Genomic DNA, 15,937 nt, shown 5'->3' with positions numbered 1-15,937 from the left:
ACATGTCCGTGCTGCGCCTGCCTCTTTTGTTCTGCCTGCTGTTAACCCTGGCCGCCTGCGGCAGCCTGCATCAACGCGAAACCATCGAGTTTGGCGGCGACCAGAACGCCTGGAAAACCCACCGAGCACAACTGGAGCCGTTGGACCGCTGGATCCTGCAAGGCAAGATCGGCATCCGCAGCCCGCAAGAGTCGGGCAGCGGCACGCTGTTCTGGCTGCAGCGCCAAACCTACTACGATATCCGCCTGTCAGGCCCTCTGGGGCGCGGAGCTACCCGCATTCAGGGCGACCGCAACAGCACCACGCTGGAGGTAGCCGGCCGGCCGACCGTCTCCGCCAGTTCGGCTGAAGACCTGGTCGCCGAACAGATAGGCTGGCACTTGCCGGTCGACCAGTTGCTCTGGTGGGTGCGCGGCCTGCCCGCACCCGATTCAGCCAGCCGCCTGCAGCTGGACAGCCAAAGCCGGCTGGGCCGTCTCAGCCAGAGCGGCTGGACAGTCGAATACAGCCGTTACCAGCAAGTTGACGGACTGGAACTTCCCCAACGTCTGCAGATATCAGGTCACGATCTGCTGCTGACGCTGGTCATCACCGACTGGAAACCCGGCATCACCGAATGAACACCGCGACACTCAGCCTGCCCGCACCGGCCAAACTGAATCTGTTCCTGCATGTTACCGGCCAGCGCGACGACGGCTACCACACACTGCAAACCCTGTTTCAGTTTCTCGACTACGGCGACACCCTGCATTTCAGCAGCCGCAGCGACGGCAAAATTGCCTTGCTGAGTAACCTGCCGGGCGTGGATGCGGAGGATAACTTGATCGTCCGCGCCGCGCGCCTGCTGAAAGAGGCTAGCGGTACACCGCTGGGTGCTGACATCAAACTGGACAAGGTTCTGCCCATGGGTGGCGGTATCGGTGGCGGCAGTTCAGACGCGGCTACCACCCTGCTTGGCCTCAACCACCTGTGGCAAACCGGCTTGAGCATCGACCAACTGGCCGAGCTGGGTATCCGTTTGGGCGCTGACGTCCCCGTCTTTGTCCGAGGGCATGCCGCCTGGGCCGAAGGAGTGGGCGAGCAATTGACCCCGGTAGAACTGGAAGAGCCCTGGTTCCTGGTAGTGGCGCCGGACTGCCCTGTCAGCACCGCTGAAATTTTTTCCGATGAGAGGTTGACGCGAAACTCATCGCCCATTACATTAGCGGCCTTCGTCGCAGGCGGTGGTCGGAATGACTGTCTGCCGGTCGTTACAACGCGTTACACTGAAATTCGTAACACGTTGATCTTGCTAAACAAATATTGTGAGGCTAAGATGACCGGGACTGGCAGTTGCTTGTTTGGGGCCTTCCCAAACGAACGCGAAGCTGATAAAGTTCGCGCCCGGTTGCCAGCCACACTGCGAAGTTTTGTAGCAAGAGGTTGTAACGTTTCTCCGTTACACCGCGAACTGCAAAAGCAAGCATGACGGATGCAGCCGTGCATCCGGACAGATACAGGGGCGTCGCCAAGCGGTAAGGCAGCAGGTTTTGATCCTGCCATGCGTTGGTTCGAATCCAGCCGCCCCTGCCATTTTTCTCTCCGGCAGCAATCAACTACAGAATTGTTCAAGTCTGGCTGGTTGAGGCCGATTCGGCATTCCCGCAGACCTGAATTCTCCACCTAGCCACTACCCACAAAAGGTATTGCTGCGTGTCCAAGATGATGGTTTTCACGGGGAACGCCAACCCCGATCTGGCACGGCGCGTCGTGCGTCAACTGCACATCCCGTTGGGCGACGCTACCGTCGGCCGATTCAGCGACGGTGAAGTCAACGTCGAGCTGAACGAAAACGTACGCGGCAAGGACGTCTTCATCCTGCAACCCACCTGCGCCCCGACCAACGACAATCTGATGGAACTGATCGTCATGGCTGATGCCCTGCGTCGTTCCTCAGCCTCGCGAATCACCGCAGTGGTCCCCTACTTCGGTTATGCCCGCCAGGATCGCCGCCCGCGCTCGGCACGCGTTGCCATCAGCGCCAAGGTTGTCGCGGACATGCTCGACACCGTAGGCGTTGACCGCCTGCTGACCGTTGACCTGCACGCAGACCAGATCCAGGGCTTCTTCGATATCCCCGTCGACAACATTTACGGTTCGCCGGTGCTGATTGACGATATCCAGGATCAGCGCTTCGAGAATCTGATGATAGTCTCCCCGGACATCGGTGGCGTCGTGCGCGCCCGCGCCGTTGCCAAGAGCCTCGGTGTCGATCTTGCCATCATCGACAAGCGTCGCCCCAAGGCCAACCAGTCCGAAGTGATGCATATCATCGGCGACGTAGAAGGCCGCACCTGCGTACTGGTCGACGACATGGTCGACACCGCCGGGACTCTCTGCCATGCCGCCAAGGCACTGAAGGATCATGGCGCCGCGCAGGTATTTGCCTATTGCACGCACCCGATCCTGTCCGGCAAGGCAATCGAGAACATTACCAATTCCGTGCTGGACGAGCTGGTGGTGACCAACACCATCCCGCTGACCCCGGCCGCTGCTGCCTGCGAGCGCATTCGCCAGCTGGACATGGCCCCGATTGTGGCCGAGGCCATGCGCCGTATCAGCAACGAAGAATCCATCAGCGCGATGTTCCGTTAAGGTACGAACGCTGATTTAACAGCCCGCAAGGGCATCACCCATCACCCGATGCGTTGGTCGCAAATGCCCGGGTGAGTTAGCAAGGAGACTACAATGGTCGACTTCACTCTTAATGCGAAAGCGCGTACTGACCTGGGGAAAGGTGCGAGCCGCCGCCTGCGTCGTAACGCTGATCTGGTTCCCGCCATCGTTTACGGTGGTGACAAGGCTCCTCAGAACGTTGCTCTGGAAGCACGCGAACTGAAGAAAGCCCTGGAAAACGAAGCTTTCTACTCCCACGTCATCAGCCTGTCCATCGACGGCAAGAAAGAAGACGTGCTGCTGAAAGCACTGCAGCGTCACCCGGCCAAGCCGGTAATCATGCACGCTGACTTCCTGCGCGTTGTTGCCGGCCACGAAGTGACCGTCAACGTTCCGCTGCACTTCGTTAACGAAGACAGCTGTGCAGGCGTCAAGAAAGGCGGCGTTATCTCCCACACCATGACTGAAGTGGAAGTTCACTGCCTGCCGAAAGATCTGCCTGAGTTCATCGAAGTCGACATGGCTGCCGTTGAACTGGATCAGATCGTCCACCTGTCTGACCTGAAGCTGCCGAAAGGCGTTGCTATCACCGCTCTGGCTCAGGGCGCTGATCACAACCTGCCGGTTGCCAACGTCCACGCTGCTCGCGTTGCTGCTGACGCGCCGGCTGAAGGCGAGGAGTCCGCGGAGTAATCTCCCGCACGACTCTGAAGAGGGCGCCCGTTGTGACGCAGGGAATCAAGTTGATCGCTGGACTGGGAAATCCTGGCCCGGAATACGAACTGACCCGCCACAACGCTGGCGCCCTTTTTATTGAGCGTCTGGCCGCACGGCACAACACCAGCCTGCGTCCGGAGAGCAAGTTTTTTGGCCTGACGGCACGCATCAGCGTGAACGGTCAGGACGTTCGCCTGTTGATACCCACTACCTTTATGAACCGCAGCGGTCAGGCCGTCGCCGCGCTGGCGAGCTTCTATCGCATTGCACCAGAAGAAATTCTGATCGCCCACGACGAGCTGGATTTACCCCCGGGCGTGGTCAAGTGCAAGAAAGGTGGCGGACACGGCGGACACAACGGTCTGCGCGACATCATCGCCAAACTGGGCAACAACAACGGCTTTCACCGCCTGCGACTGGGTATCGGCCACCCCGGCCACAGTTCACAGGTGACCGGCTTTGTACTGGGCCGCGCGCCCCGCGCCGAGCAGGATGCGCTGGATGCCTGCATCGACGAAGCCATCGGCGAACTGCCGGGCATGGTCGAAGGCAACTGGACCGCCGTCATGCAACGCCTGCACAGCTTCAAGGCCTGAATCTCATTACGCCGAACCAACGGCAGAGGACAACACCATGGGTTTTAACTGCGGCATCGTCGGACTGCCCAACGTCGGCAAATCCACCCTGTTCAATGCACTGACCAAAGCCGGTATCGGTGCCGAAAACTTCCCCTTCTGCACCATTGAACCGAACAGCGGCGTGGTACCCATGCCTGATGCCCGCCTGGATGCCCTGGCCGCCATCGTCAAGCCCGAGCGCGTCATTCCGACCAGCATGGAGTTCGTCGATATCGCCGGCCTGGTGGAAGGCGCCTCCAAAGGTGAAGGTCTGGGCAACAAATTCCTCGCCAATATCCGCGAGACCGATGCCATTGCCCACGTGGTGCGCTGCTTTGAAGATGACAACGTCATCCACGTTTCCAACAGCGTCAACCCGCGCCGCGACATCGAGACCATTGATCTGGAGCTGATCTTCGCCGACCTGGAGAGCTGCGAAAAGCAACTGCAGCGCGTTGCCCGCAACGCCAAGGGTGGCGACAAGGAAGCCCTGGCACAGAAGGCGCTGCTTGAGCAGCTGATTCCGCACTTTGAAGAAGGCAAGCCCGCCCGCTCGCTGCTGAAAAACCTCAGCCCGGAAGAGCGCCAGCTGGCCAAGGGTTTCCACCTGCTGACCAACAAGCCGGTGATGTATATCGCCAACGTCTCCGAAGAAGGCTTCGAGAACAACCCGCATCTTGACGTGGTGCGCGAGATAGCCGCGGAAGAAGGCGCGGTCGTGGTTCCGGTCTGCAACAAGATCGAAGCCGAAATCGCCGAACTGGATGACGACGAGGAAAAGCAGATGTTCCTCGAAACCATGGGCATGGAAGAACCGGGCCTGAACCGAGTAATCCGTGCCGGCTACGAGCTGCTGGGCCTGCAGACCTACTTCACCGCCGGGGTGAAGGAAGTACGCGCCTGGACCGTCAAGATAGGCGCCACCGCACCGCAGGCCGCCGCCGTCATCCACACCGACTTCGAGAAGGGCTTTATCCGTGCCGAAGTCGTCGCCTATAACGACTTCATTCAGTACAACGGCGAAAGCGGTGCCAAGGAAGCCGGCAAATGGCGCCTGGAAGGCAAGGAATACATCGTCAAGGATGGCGACGTAATGCACTTCCGTTTCAACGTCTGACCTCTCCGGCAGTCGAAGGCCCCGCACGCAACCGCGTCTGGGGCCTTTTTGTTTGATCAACCTCCCCTCGTTCGGTGCAAAGGACTGACACCGAGACCGATGCAGTCAGCCGCAGTCCGTTCACGCCCCACCCATACGATTCCCGTGCCATACTCCCAGTGCTCCATGTTGTTGCGAGAATCCCATGCGCTTACGCAAGAAAACGCTGTTTGTTTCACTACTGACGGCCCTGTTTGCCTACACCCTGATTGGCGCCCTGCTGCTGCCCGCGATCATCCTGCACGTCGCCAACCAGCAGCTGAATCGGTTCGCCACGGTGCCAGCCAAACTGGAGCGCGTCGAGTTCAACCCGTTCAGCTTCGAAGCAACCCTCTGGAATTTGCATATCGGTGCGCCTGATGTGCCGCAGATCGCTTTTCGCCGTGCCTACGCCAACCTGCAGCTCGACAGCCTCTGGCATGGCGCCCTGCATCTGTCCGACGTTGAATTGGAGCGCGCATACGTCGATGCCCGCCTTGATGCCGAGGGTCGGCTGAACCTTCTGCAGCTATTTGATCTGCCAGCATCGGAGCCCCGGGAACCGGACCCGAACGCCCAACCGTTCCCGGTCCTGGTCGACCGCATTGCCCTGATCAGTAACAGCGCAAACTTCCAGGATCTGCGCCCCTCCGAGGCCGTGGAGTTTGCCTATGACGCCATCTCGCTCGAGCTGCACAACCTCAGCACGCTGCCCGACAACCAGGGCAACCTCAGGCTGACGGCCTCCGGCCCCTATGGCGCGACCCTTGATTGGGATGGCCGGCTCAGCCTGTCACCTCTGCGCGCCAGCGGCCGCATCAGCTTGCACGCTGCAGAACTGCAGACCGTCTGGCCTTACGTGCATGAGCGCTTGCCGCTATTGCTGCAAAGCGGCGCAATCAGCGCCAGCACCGACTATCACATCGACCTGTCCGAGCGCACCGATGTTCGCCTGAACAACGCACGCCTTAATCTCGACAGCCTGATCATCGACAACAACGACAAGCCCCTGCTGCGCGTCCCGTCATTGAGCATCAACGACGGCTCGCTCGACCTCGCGTCCCGCCAGGCCCGCCTTGGCAGCATCCAGAGTCAGGGGCTGGAGGCCTGGGCTGCCCGTCTGGAAAATGGTCAGATTGATCTGCTTGCACTGCTTCCCAAGCCACCAACCGAAGACGCGCCGTCAACTGACCAAGACGCAGCACCAGCCGCCTCCGCCAGCACTGAAGACGCAGAGACCGAAGCAACCCGGCCGCAACAGGCACCACAACCGACATGGCAGTTACAGGTCGCCCAGGCAGACCTCAGCGGCTACCAGCTGCATCTGCAGGACCGCCTGCCCGATACCGACGTCAATCTGGAGCTCGCGCCGCTCAGCATCAGCATCAGCGACTTTGACAGCGCAGCCTCAACACCTTTCAGGCTCCAATTGCAGACTGGCGTGAACGGCGACGGCAACCTGAGTGCCGCCGGCGAGGTAAATCTGCGTCCGCTGTCAGCCAGCCTCGACATTGCCAGCCGAGATATCAACCTCCAGCTCGCCCGCGCCTACGTGGAACCACTGGTGGATATACAGTTGCGCAGCGGCCTGATGGATGGCGACCTGAAGCTGCAGCTGCGGGGCACCTCTCCCCTTGACCTGGCCATCACCGGCGAGGCCAGCGTCAGCCAACTGCATGTGGTGGACTCTGACCGCAAGCGGGATCTGCTGAAATGGCAACAGCTGCAGGTCACCGGCATCAACTATCGGGGCGAAAGCCTGAGCATCGAACGCATCAGCCTGCAACGCCCCTACGTGCGTTTCATCGTCAACGAGAACCTGACCACCAACTTCAGCGATCTGATCGTCAAGCAACCCGGCCAGCCGGAACCCGGCACGCCGGCCAGCGACAAGCCGCCAATGGCACTGCGCATTGGCGGTATAGATATCCATGACGGCTCCGCCAACTTTGCCGACTTCAGCCTTACCCCCAACTTTGCCACCGCAATGGGCCAGCTGAACGGCCAGATCAGCACCATCGACAATCAACGCCCGCTGGTTGCCAATGTCGATATCAGCGGCCGCGTAGACCGCTATGCGCCCGTCACCATCAAGGGCGGGCTCACACCCTTTGATCCGCTCAACAGCCTCGATATCGCTACCCGCTTCCGCAACGTCGAGCTGACGACCCTGACCCCCTACTCCGGCAAGTTCGCCGGCTACCGCATACGCAAGGGGCGCATGAACCTGGACCTGGAATACCGCATCCAGCAAGGACAGCTGAATGCCCAGAACAAACTGCTCCTGGAGGGCCTGCAACTGGGAGAGAAAGTCGACAGCCCGGACGCAGTCGACCTGCCCGTGCGTCTGGCTGTGGCCCTGCTGAAGGACACCAACGGCAACATTGACCTGTCGATCCCCGTATCGGGCGATCTCAACAACCCCGAATTCAGCGTTATGCCGCTGGTCTGGCAAACCCTGCGCAACCTGCTGTTGCGGGCAACACAGGCGCCGTTCAAATTCATCGCCGGACTGGTATCCGGAGACCAGGCGGACATCAGCCAGATCAGCTTCGCGGCCGGCAGCGCCGAGCTCGATGGCACCGCGCAAAGCGCTCTGGATACCCTCGCTCAGGCCTTGCAGGAACGCCCTGCCCTGATTCTTGAAGTCCAGGGACGCAGCGCCATCGAGCAGGACGGCCCTCCTCTGGCGGCCGAGCGACTGGAGACCGAGTATCAGCGACTGCAATATCAGATTCTGCAAAACAGCGGCAAGAAACTGCCCGCCGACCCCAGTGAGCTTGTTGTCGAAGAAGAGGACAAGCCAATTCTGCTGGAGGCCATTTACCGCACCCAACTGAAACAACAGCCGCCGACCGACTGGGCCGAACTTGAACCCGAAGAGCGCACCACCCGACTGCGCCAGGCCGTGCTCACGCACTGGCGAGCCAGTCAACTGATGCTGCGTCGACTGGCCCAGCTCCGAGCCAGCAACATCAAGGGCTACCTGACCGAGCGCGCGGGAATGCAGGCAGAACGGGTATTCCAGATCGACGTCAGCATTACCGGGGACAGCGGCGAAGAAAACGTCAGCGTCCCCATGCTGCTCGACAGCAACTGAGTCGGAACAGCACAACCCGCTCTTTGCATTGGCGTCGGTTAAATAATTGAAAAGGCAGATAAAAAAGTTTTGGAAAGAGGGTTGACAACATTTGCGCAGAAATGAATAATGCGCGCCTCGGATGGCTACATAGCTCAGTTGGTTAGAGCACAGCATTCATAATGCTGGTGTCCCAGGTTCAAGTCCCGGTGTAGCCACCAACTTTTTCAAAGGCTTAGCTTCGGCTAGGCCTTTTTTTATGTCTTTTCGTCCGACCTATCGCCTTACAGTCTGCTGATAACGCCGTCGGCGATGATCTCTGTGGTGCGATCGGCAAAATCAACTGCGCCCGCCTCGACCAGAAACCCCTCAACCGCCGCATCCAGTCGAGCAGCCAGTTCTGGTTGTTGCCAGTGATATCTCAGCAGTAAGGCCGCGCTCAGCAGAGCCGCAATAGGGTTGGCCCGACCGGTTCCGACGATATCCGGTGCGCTGCCGTGTACCGGTTCGGCAAGGGCAATGCTCTGCCCCCAGTTGAGCGACGGCGCCATGCCAAGCCCACCTGACCAGTAACAGGCCAGATCGGACAGGATGTCACCAAACAGATTGGTGGTAGCCAGCACATCGAAGCTTTCCGGCGACTCGACCAGCTGCAGTGCCGCAACGTCTACCAGTCGCTCGTCTACCTGAGCCTCCCAGCCGTGCGCGGCGAGCACCTGACGACAGGTGTCGCGAAACAGCCCACAGGTTAGCAGCAGCACATTGGCCTTGTGGGCCAGTGTCACCCTGTGGGCGCTTCGCTGTTCGGCCACCTCGACGATTCGCGCAGCAAACTGTTCGCAGGCCACTCGGCTGATCTGTCGCTCGGCAATCGCAATGCCTTCGCTCTCCATGTGCTCGCGACCAACGTACAGCCCTTCGCTGTTCTCCCGCAGGATAAGCATGTCGATACCGCTGCGGGGCGAGATGACTGGCCAGCTGCGCACCGGGCGCAGGTTGCAGTTCAGGCCGAGCTGTTGGCGCAGGGTGAGAATGGCGCTGCGATACCCAGCAACCTTGCGCGCCGGTGATGAGACAGCGCCAAACAGCCCGGCACCGCTCGCTCGCAGACTCTCCAGCGTGGCTTCCGGAACAGACGAGCCGCTACGCTGAAAGCACTCCCATCCAGCATCAGCCGCGTGCGTCTGCAGACCGGGCAACAGTCGCCTGAGCGCAGAAACGGCAACCGGTATGACCTCGTGACCAATCCCGTCGCCAGGAATAACACACAGCTGCATCAGGCTTTCCGTCCCTGCCAGGTCGCAAGCAACAGGCCGACAAACGTCAGCGCACCGCCAACCAGGTGATAGGCGTGCAACTGCTCGTCCAGCAGCAGGATGCCGAGCAGCGAGGCGAATATCGGCATCAGATAACTGAACAGTGATGCTGTTGCCGGCCCCAACACGCGCACGCCGTGGTTCCAGGCGGAGTAGGCAACCAGCGACGCCATTACGGCGGTGTAGCCAATCGCGCCGAATGCCTGAGGCGACCAGGGCATGCCACCGTGCGCATTCAACTCCCAAAGATAGAACGGCAACAGCAGTGGTACACCGCACAGCAGCATGGCCGCCAGCAAGGTGAACCCGGGCACCGGAACCGGCCAGCGCCGCAGCAGAACCGAGTACAGGCCCCAGGCTAGCACCGCCAGCACCATAATCAGGTCGCCCCGATTAAAGCCGATCTGCAGCAATTGCCAAGGTTTTCCAGCGCTGAGAATCAGCAACAAGCCGAGAAATGACAGTAATGTGCCAAGCAGCGTCAGCCGTGTCGGCCACTGCCGCAGTAATACGACAGACCAGATAAAGGCAGCGACCGGCAAGCCTGTGTTGACCAGCGTAATGTTGATCGCGGTGGTGCTTTGCGCGGCCAGGTACAGCAGAGTGTTGTAGGAGGAGATACTCAGCGCCGCAAGTATCGCGATCTGTTTCCAATGCACTGAGAGCAGATCGCGGTGCCGATACAGGCTCGGCAAGGTGAATGGCAGCAACAACAGCAGCGCGGTCAACCAGCGCCAGAAGGACAGCCCGATTGGCGGTAGCATCCCGGCACTGGCACGCGCCACCAGTGCATTACCAGCCCAGGCCAGCGTGCAGATCACCAGGCCGACAATGGCGCCGTTACGACGTGCGTTGGACATAGTCAGTCAATCAGTGAGCAGGCCATGACCAGCGCGTCTTCACGCCCACCCACTGCCGGATAGTAGTTCTTGCGCCGACCAATTTCGTTAAAGCCGTAACGCTCGTATAGTCGCGCTGCACTCTGGTTGGATTCGCGCACTTCGAGGAACGTGACCTCGGCATCACGCGCCTTGGCCTGCTGCATCAAGTGATCAAGTAACGCCAGACCATAGCCGTTGCCCTGACTCTCGGGCTTGATGGTGATGTTGAGCAAATGCGACTCGCCGGCAGCAGCCGAGAGCACGCCGTGCCCAACCTGCTGCTGCCCGCTGAAAGCGAGCCAGCACTCGTGCCCCGAACGAATGCAATCCAAAAAAATGCCGCGCGTCCAGGGATGGCTGAATGCGGCAAACTCGACCGCCAGCACCGCATCCAGATCCGACTCCTGCATGCGGCGAAAGGACAACGTACTCATGACTTCTCCTGCCAGCGCGATCGCACACGGCGTAACAACGTCCACAACGCCGCTTTTTCCTGCGGGCGCTTGAGCAGGCTGTCGAGGCTGGGCGCAAACCACACGGGCGGCAAGCCGTCGACAGATTCTTCGCAACCGAGCAACGCATCAGCCTGGGTCAGATCGGTTTCAACAAGCAGGGTATTCATAACACCAAAGCAGCCGACCGAAACGATCTGCTGTGACTCCAGCCGAGCCTGCAAGAAGGCCAGCAACCCGCGATTAGCCGCAGCAGCACTGCGGTCGAGTTGCGGGTTACGGTTGAGCGGCCAGCGAAAATCAGCGACCAGTGTCGGGCGGTCCGGGAGTTGTACCGAACGCAAAATGTCCTGCAACAGGATGAAGCCGGGCATCGCGCTTTCCAGCCCTGGCTCGGGTGTTTCAATCAGCAGCATGCACGGACCGGATTGCCAGAGCTGCAGGTAGAACGCCGCGACCGGCTCCGCCGCGGGGCCTTTCTTCACCGGCTCGGGGACCGGCGCCGGCGGAGCAGGAACAGGAGCTGGCGCGACTGTCGGTCTGACTGGCCTTGGCACCTCGACGCGCGGCGCGGCGGTGGCTCGCTCGACAGGTGCAGCAATACCCTCCGCCGCGGACACCTCTGGCTCCGGCAACAGCAGCGCGGGCGCACGCGCAGGCACCGCCGCAAGCGGTTTGCGCGGCATCCAGTTGGTAACGCCCAGAGCCTCCAGGTAAGCGAGGCGAGTCGCTTCGTACATCAAACGTCTGCCGCTTGCGGATGAGCCCGGTAAGCGCCTTCGCGCATGAGATTCAGCGCATTGATATACGCCTTGGCGGACGCCACTACGATATCGGTGTCAGCACCGTTACCGTTGACGATTCGCCCGGCCTTTTCAAGCCGCACCGTTACCTCGCCCTGAGAGTCGGTACCCTGGGTAATCGCGTTAACCGAATACAGCTGCAGGCTGGCTTGCGACCCGACAATCTGCTCGATCGCCTTGAACGTTGCATCCACCGGCCCGGAGCCTTCTGCGCTTGAGGTCTTCTCTACGCCATCCACAGTCAGCTGCACCGTCGCAACCGGAATCTCACCCATGCACGAGGTCACCGCCAGGTGGACCAGGCGAATGTGCTCTTCCACTTCGGTCAGGGTATCGGTTACCAGGGCCTGCAGGTCTTCGTCGAAGATTTCGTGCTTGCGATCGGCCAGTTGCTTGAACCGGGCGAAGGCCGCGTTCAGCGCCTCACCACTGAGTTCAATACCCAGCTCCTCAAGCCGTGAACGGAACGCGTTACGGCCTGACAATTTGCCAAGTGACAATTTGTTGGTATGCCAGCCAACCGACTGCGCACTCATGATTTCGTAGGTTTCCCGATGCTTGAGTACCCCGTCCTGATGGATGCCGGACTCATGGGCAAAGGCGTTGGCACCTACGATTGCTTTGTTCGGCTGCACCGGAAAGCCAGTAATACCGGAAACCAGGCGCGACGCCGCAAGGATGTTCTCGGTTTGGATGCGGGTCTCAACGTTAAGCAGGTCCTTACGGGTCTTGATCGCCATGACGATCTCTTCCAGCGCAGCGTTGCCGGCCCGCTCGCCAAGACCGTTGATGGTGCATTCGACCTGGCGCGCGCCCGCGGTTACCGCCGCCAGCGAGTTGGCCACCGCAAGGCCAAGATCATTGTGGCAATGAACAGAGAAGATCGCCTTGTCGGCGTTCGGCACCCGGGTGATGATCTGGCGGATAGTGTCGGCAAACTGATGCGGGATGGCGTAGCCAACCGTATCGGGGATATTGATGGTGCGCGCGCCCGCGTCGATGGCGGCCTCGATGATGCGGCAGAGGAAGTCGATCTCCGAGCGCCCCGCATCCTCGCAGGAAAACTCGACATCCGGGCAGAGATTGCGCGCACGCTTGACCGCACGCACCGCCTGCTCAACCACCTGATCCGGCGGCAGACGCAGCTTGTGCTGCATGTGAATCGGACTGGTAGCGATAAAGGTATGGATACGACCGGAATTGGCGCCGGCCAGTGCCTCGGCCGCGCGGTCGATATCGGCATCCATGGCTCGGGACAGACTGCACACGATACTGTCCTGAATGGTATCGGCGATCAGTTTGACCGCCTCAAAGTCACCGGGACTGGCGATTGCAAAACCGGCCTCGATGACATCGACGCGCAGCTTCTCCAGCGCACGAGCAATGCGCAGCTTCTCGTCCTTGGTCATGGACGCGCCGGGGCTCTGCTCCCCGTCACGCAGTGTGGTATCGAAGATGATTACCTGATTCTGTGTCATACCTGCAGCCCTCTCCCGTGGTCACGTCATCGCGTTACCCTTAGTCGGTAACTATACCCGATCCACACCCATCGGCGGGACGCCGACTAAGCGCTGTTTATTGCCTGCTAACACGAGAGTGCAGTTTGATTCCCCTTGGCCCCGCCGCGACCTATGCTGCGAACATGCCCAAATACAACAGTCGGTGCGCTCCCCGAGTTAACGCGCCGACAATAACAGGAGACTGGATGCATGTTTGATCGTCATTTTGCAGTATGGCCGGAGCAGGTACCCCGCGAGCTGGAGCTGCCCGCAACCAACCTGTATCACAACATCACCGTCTCGGCCCTGCGCTATCCGGAGCACCCGGCCATTCATTACTACGGCACCGATATCAGCTATCGCCAACTGCAGGATGAGACCGAGCGCCTGGCTGGTTACCTGCAAAAGGCCGGCGTGCAGGCTGGCGATCGGGTGCTGCTCTATATGCAGAACAGCCCGCAGTACATCATCGGCTACTTCGCAATTCTGCGGGCAAACGCCGTGGTCGTGCCCGTCAATCCGATGAACCGTACCGCCGAGCTGGCCTATCTGATCGAAGATACCCAGGCTCCGGTCGCACTCTGTGCCCAGGAACTGAGCGAGTTTGTGGTCCCCCACATTAGCAACAGCAGTCTGCGTGAGGTGATTGTCAGCGCCTACAGCGAGTACGTTAAGGAGCCAACCGACCTGCCGCTGCCAGAAGCCGTTACTGAACCGGCGACCGTCGATACAGCCGAAAGCGTAACCCGCTGGCAGCATGCGCTCAACGCACGCCTGCAGCCCGGTCCGCTAACAGCAGGACCAGAGGATCTGTGCGTCATTCCCTACAGTTCCGGCACGACCGGCAATCCGAAGGGCTGCGTGCACACCCATCACAGTGTCATGGCAACCACCGTTTATGGCGCAGCCTGGGTCAACACCCAGCACAGCTGTATTCACCTGGTATCGGTGCCGATGTTCCATGTGACCGGCATGCAATCATGCATGAATTCGACGCTGTATGCCGGCGGCACACTGGTCGTCATGACCCGCTGGGACCGCAAGGTCGCTGCCACCCTGATCGAGCGACTGAAGATCAATACCTGGCGCAACATCTCGACCATGGTCGTCGACATGCTGTCTGACCCTGATATCGACAAGTACGACATCAGCTCGCTCACCGGCATTGGTGGTGGTGGTGCAGCCATGCCGGCAGCAGTGGCGGCCAAACTCAAAGAGAAAACCGGCCTTACCTACATGGAAGGTTACGGCCTATCCGAAACAATCGCTGCTACGCACGTCAACCCGCCTTTGGCGTGCAAGCCACAGTGCCTGGGCATTCCCTTCATCGGTGTCGACTCACGCGTCATTGACGTGGAAACGCTAAAGGAAGTGGAGCCCGGTGTCACCGGGGAGATCATCATGCGCGGCGAGCAGATTTTCCAGGGCTACTGGAACCGCCCCGACGCCACCGAAGAGGCGTTTATTGAACTCGACGGTCATCGCTTCTTCCGCTCCGGTGATCTGGGTTACTACGACGAAGAGGGTTACTTCTTCCTAGTTGACCGCGTCAAACGCATGATCAACGCATCCGGCTTCAAGGTATGGCCTGCGGAAGTTGAATCCTTGATGTACGCCCATCCGGCAATCCAGGAAGTCTGTGTCATCTCTGCGCCGCACGAGCGCCGAGGCGAGACAGTCAAGGCCATCGTGGTACTCGCGGCTGGCAAGGAAAACACCAGCGAGCAGGACATCATGAGTTGGTGCCATGAGAATATGGCGGCGTACAAATGCCCACAAATGGTCTCCTTTGCTGACAGCATCCCCAAGTCACCAACAGGCAAGCTGATGTGGCGTCACCTGCAGGACCTGGAGTGGGGTCGCGCCTGATCGCCTCTGATCGCCGCCATAACAAAAGAGCGCCCAAGGGTGCTCTTTTGTTATGGCATGAACAATCATCCCTTCGTCGCGACACCTTCATACAGAAAAGTCATCGGCCGTGGCCCCTTGATGTAACCGGTTTCAATCTCTTCGATGGAAAAACCCGCATCACCTATCAATGCTGGGATATCCCTATCAAGGTGGCAACCGCCTGCGAATGGCTTCCACCATGGAGTAAGGCGATGCTGCCACCGCTGAACACCAGGTTCAGGAGCCAAACCGTGTTCACAAAACAACAGTTTTCCACCATCACGTAGTACGCGGCGCATTTCCCGCAACGCGGGCAAGGGGTCAGCAATGCTGCAGAGCGTGAAGGTCATGACGATAGTGTCGAAGCAACGGTCGTCGGCGTGTATTCCTCGTACATCGACAGCCACCATGTCGACAGGGAAATCCACGTCAGCGCTGCGTCGCTGCGCCAACGCCTGCATCTGTGCTGCCGGGTCCACACCAATAAGTCGCGTAACCCTGGCCGGGTCGTAGTAGCGCAGATTGAGCCCGGTACCGATGCCAATCTCCAGCACCTCGCCGTGCGCTCGGGGCACCAATCGCGCGCGCCGCGCCATAACATCCCCCATGCCGCAGGCAGTGTCGATCAATCTTGGTAGAACATAACGATCGTATAGGCCCATATTCCCTCCCAGGCGTCACTGCTGCAGCTTAGCACCCGGCAGGCGAAATAAAGAGGAAGGAACGGTAGCACGACAGCGATAAGAAGGACTGCAATGGGCGATGCCAAACAATCACCCGAAAGCTGGAGGCAGCCAGAAAAATAAAACAGCTGCAAAAAAGGTAAACCGGCCGAAACGTGAGCCTGCTTATATGCGTCGAGCAGGCAATATTTCCGCCCGCACAAAGAAGAA

Annotated in this window: 14 protein-coding genes and 2 tRNA genes; 10 read left to right on the top strand and 6 right to left on the bottom strand. The window is 59.9% G+C overall.

Annotated features, from left to right (window positions below; genetic code table 11):
* The first annotated feature begins 2 nt into the window (after positions 1-2).
* From lolB to B7O88_RS00040, 9 genes are all read left to right on the top strand, one after another.
* Positions 3-620: a lipoprotein insertase outer membrane protein LolB gene (gene lolB, locus B7O88_RS00080; RefSeq protein WP_088273146.1), complete on the top strand. Its 618-nt coding sequence runs from the start codon at positions 3-5 to the stop codon at positions 618-620.
* Complete coding sequence (gene ispE / locus B7O88_RS00075; RefSeq protein ID WP_088273145.1) at positions 617-1,468, top strand: 4-(cytidine 5'-diphospho)-2-C-methyl-D-erythritol kinase; 852 nt, start codon at positions 617-619, stop codon at positions 1,466-1,468. The genes lolB and ispE overlap by 4 nt, the downstream gene beginning before the upstream one ends.
* A gap of 29 nt (positions 1,469-1,497) precedes the next feature.
* Positions 1,498-1,572: transfer RNA gene (locus B7O88_RS00070), tRNA-Gln, on the top strand.
* Positions 1,573-1,692: 120 nt separating this feature from the next.
* On the top strand, positions 1,693-2,634 hold the full coding sequence (locus B7O88_RS00065) for a ribose-phosphate pyrophosphokinase (RefSeq protein WP_088273144.1): 942 nt from the start codon (positions 1,693-1,695) through the stop codon (positions 2,632-2,634).
* A gap of 93 nt (positions 2,635-2,727) precedes the next feature.
* Positions 2,728-3,348: a 50S ribosomal protein L25/general stress protein Ctc gene (locus tag B7O88_RS00060; protein WP_088273143.1), complete on the top strand. Its 621-nt coding sequence runs from the start codon at positions 2,728-2,730 to the stop codon at positions 3,346-3,348.
* A gap of 44 nt (positions 3,349-3,392) precedes the next feature.
* Positions 3,393-3,968: an aminoacyl-tRNA hydrolase gene (gene pth / locus B7O88_RS00055; protein WP_088273889.1), complete on the top strand. Its 576-nt coding sequence runs from the start codon at positions 3,393-3,395 to the stop codon at positions 3,966-3,968.
* A gap of 37 nt (positions 3,969-4,005) precedes the next feature.
* Positions 4,006-5,106, top strand: coding sequence for a redox-regulated ATPase YchF (gene ychF / locus B7O88_RS00050; protein ID WP_088273142.1), 1,101 nt, complete (start codon positions 4,006-4,008; stop codon positions 5,104-5,106).
* Between the two features lie 184 nt (positions 5,107-5,290).
* The gene (locus tag B7O88_RS00045) at positions 5,291-8,224 is read left to right on the top strand and encodes a DUF748 domain-containing protein (protein ID WP_088273141.1); all 2,934 of its coding nucleotides are present in this window, start codon (positions 5,291-5,293) and stop codon (positions 8,222-8,224) included.
* Between the two features lie 123 nt (positions 8,225-8,347).
* Positions 8,348-8,424: transfer RNA gene (locus tag B7O88_RS00040), tRNA-Met, on the top strand.
* A 63-nt stretch (positions 8,425-8,487) separates the two neighbouring features.
* On the opposite strand, the gene B7O88_RS00035 is transcribed toward B7O88_RS00040, so the two are convergent.
* From B7O88_RS00035 to B7O88_RS00015, 5 genes are read right to left on the bottom strand one after another with little or no spacing between them, the layout of a single operon-like run.
* The gene (locus B7O88_RS00035; protein ID WP_235005691.1) at positions 8,488-9,480 is read right to left on the bottom strand and encodes an isocitrate/isopropylmalate family dehydrogenase; all 993 of its coding nucleotides are present in this window, start codon (positions 9,478-9,480) and stop codon (positions 8,488-8,490) included.
* The gene (locus B7O88_RS00030; RefSeq protein ID WP_088273140.1) at positions 9,480-10,379 is read right to left on the bottom strand and encodes a DMT family transporter; all 900 of its coding nucleotides are present in this window, start codon (positions 10,377-10,379) and stop codon (positions 9,480-9,482) included. Before B7O88_RS00030 ends, B7O88_RS00035 begins: the two co-directional genes overlap by 1 nt.
* A gap of 2 nt (positions 10,380-10,381) precedes the next feature.
* On the bottom strand, positions 10,382-10,834 hold the full coding sequence (gene rimI, locus B7O88_RS00025) for a ribosomal protein S18-alanine N-acetyltransferase (protein WP_088273139.1): 453 nt from the start codon (positions 10,832-10,834) through the stop codon (positions 10,382-10,384).
* On the bottom strand, positions 10,831-11,592 hold the full coding sequence (locus B7O88_RS00020) for a hypothetical protein (RefSeq protein ID WP_088273138.1): 762 nt from the start codon (positions 11,590-11,592) through the stop codon (positions 10,831-10,833). The genes rimI and B7O88_RS00020 overlap by 4 nt, the downstream gene beginning before the upstream one ends.
* The gene (locus B7O88_RS00015) at positions 11,592-13,133 is read right to left on the bottom strand and encodes a 2-isopropylmalate synthase (protein WP_088273137.1); all 1,542 of its coding nucleotides are present in this window, start codon (positions 13,131-13,133) and stop codon (positions 11,592-11,594) included. Before B7O88_RS00015 ends, B7O88_RS00020 begins: the two co-directional genes overlap by 1 nt.
* A gap of 231 nt (positions 13,134-13,364) precedes the next feature.
* On the opposite strand from B7O88_RS00015, the gene B7O88_RS00010 reads away from it, so the two are divergent.
* The gene (locus tag B7O88_RS00010) at positions 13,365-15,023 is read left to right on the top strand and encodes a long-chain-fatty-acid--CoA ligase (protein WP_088273136.1); all 1,659 of its coding nucleotides are present in this window, start codon (positions 13,365-13,367) and stop codon (positions 15,021-15,023) included.
* Between the two features lie 65 nt (positions 15,024-15,088).
* Here B7O88_RS00010 and B7O88_RS00005 read toward each other — a convergent pair whose 3' ends face one another.
* On the bottom strand, positions 15,089-15,706 hold the full coding sequence (locus tag B7O88_RS00005; RefSeq protein ID WP_088273135.1) for a class I SAM-dependent methyltransferase: 618 nt from the start codon (positions 15,704-15,706) through the stop codon (positions 15,089-15,091).
* Positions 15,707-15,937: the final 231 nt, after the last annotated feature.

Origin of the sequence: Halopseudomonas aestusnigri (genome assembly GCF_002197985.1) — a bacterium.
Taxonomy (GTDB): domain Bacteria; phylum Pseudomonadota; class Gammaproteobacteria; order Pseudomonadales; family Pseudomonadaceae; genus Halopseudomonas; species Halopseudomonas aestusnigri.
The sequence above is the reverse complement of the archived record's forward strand: the minus strand, read 5'-3'. Positions and strand labels throughout refer to the sequence as shown.

Excerpts from the sequence above, each read along its gene's own strand:
- B7O88_RS00010 (WP_088273136.1), top strand. The coding sequence starts at position 13,365 with ATGTTTGATCGTCATTTTGCAGTATGGCCGGAGCAGGTACCCCGCGAG.
- B7O88_RS00060 (WP_088273143.1), top strand. The coding sequence starts at position 2,728 with ATGGTCGACTTCACTCTTAATGCGAAAGCGCGTACTGACCTGGGGAAA.
- B7O88_RS00020 (WP_088273138.1), bottom strand. The coding sequence starts at position 11,592 with ATGTACGAAGCGACTCGCCTCGCTTACCTGGAGGCTCTGGGCGTTACC.
- ispE (WP_088273145.1), top strand. The coding sequence starts at position 617 with ATGAACACCGCGACACTCAGCCTGCCCGCACCGGCCAAACTGAATCTG.
- lolB (WP_088273146.1), top strand. The coding sequence starts at position 3 with ATGTCCGTGCTGCGCCTGCCTCTTTTGTTCTGCCTGCTGTTAACCCTG.
- rimI (WP_088273139.1), bottom strand. The coding sequence starts at position 10,834 with ATGAGTACGTTGTCCTTTCGCCGCATGCAGGAGTCGGATCTGGATGCG.
- ychF (WP_088273142.1), top strand. The coding sequence starts at position 4,006 with ATGGGTTTTAACTGCGGCATCGTCGGACTGCCCAACGTCGGCAAATCC.
- B7O88_RS00015 (WP_088273137.1), bottom strand. The coding sequence starts at position 13,133 with ATGACACAGAATCAGGTAATCATCTTCGATACCACACTGCGTGACGGG.
- B7O88_RS00045 (WP_088273141.1), top strand. The coding sequence starts at position 5,291 with ATGCGCTTACGCAAGAAAACGCTGTTTGTTTCACTACTGACGGCCCTG.
- B7O88_RS00005 (WP_088273135.1), bottom strand. The coding sequence starts at position 15,706 with ATGGGCCTATACGATCGTTATGTTCTACCAAGATTGATCGACACTGCC.
- B7O88_RS00035 (WP_235005691.1), bottom strand. The coding sequence starts at position 9,480 with ATGCAGCTGTGTGTTATTCCTGGCGACGGGATTGGTCACGAGGTCATA.
- B7O88_RS00030 (WP_088273140.1), bottom strand. The coding sequence starts at position 10,379 with ATGTCCAACGCACGTCGTAACGGCGCCATTGTCGGCCTGGTGATCTGC.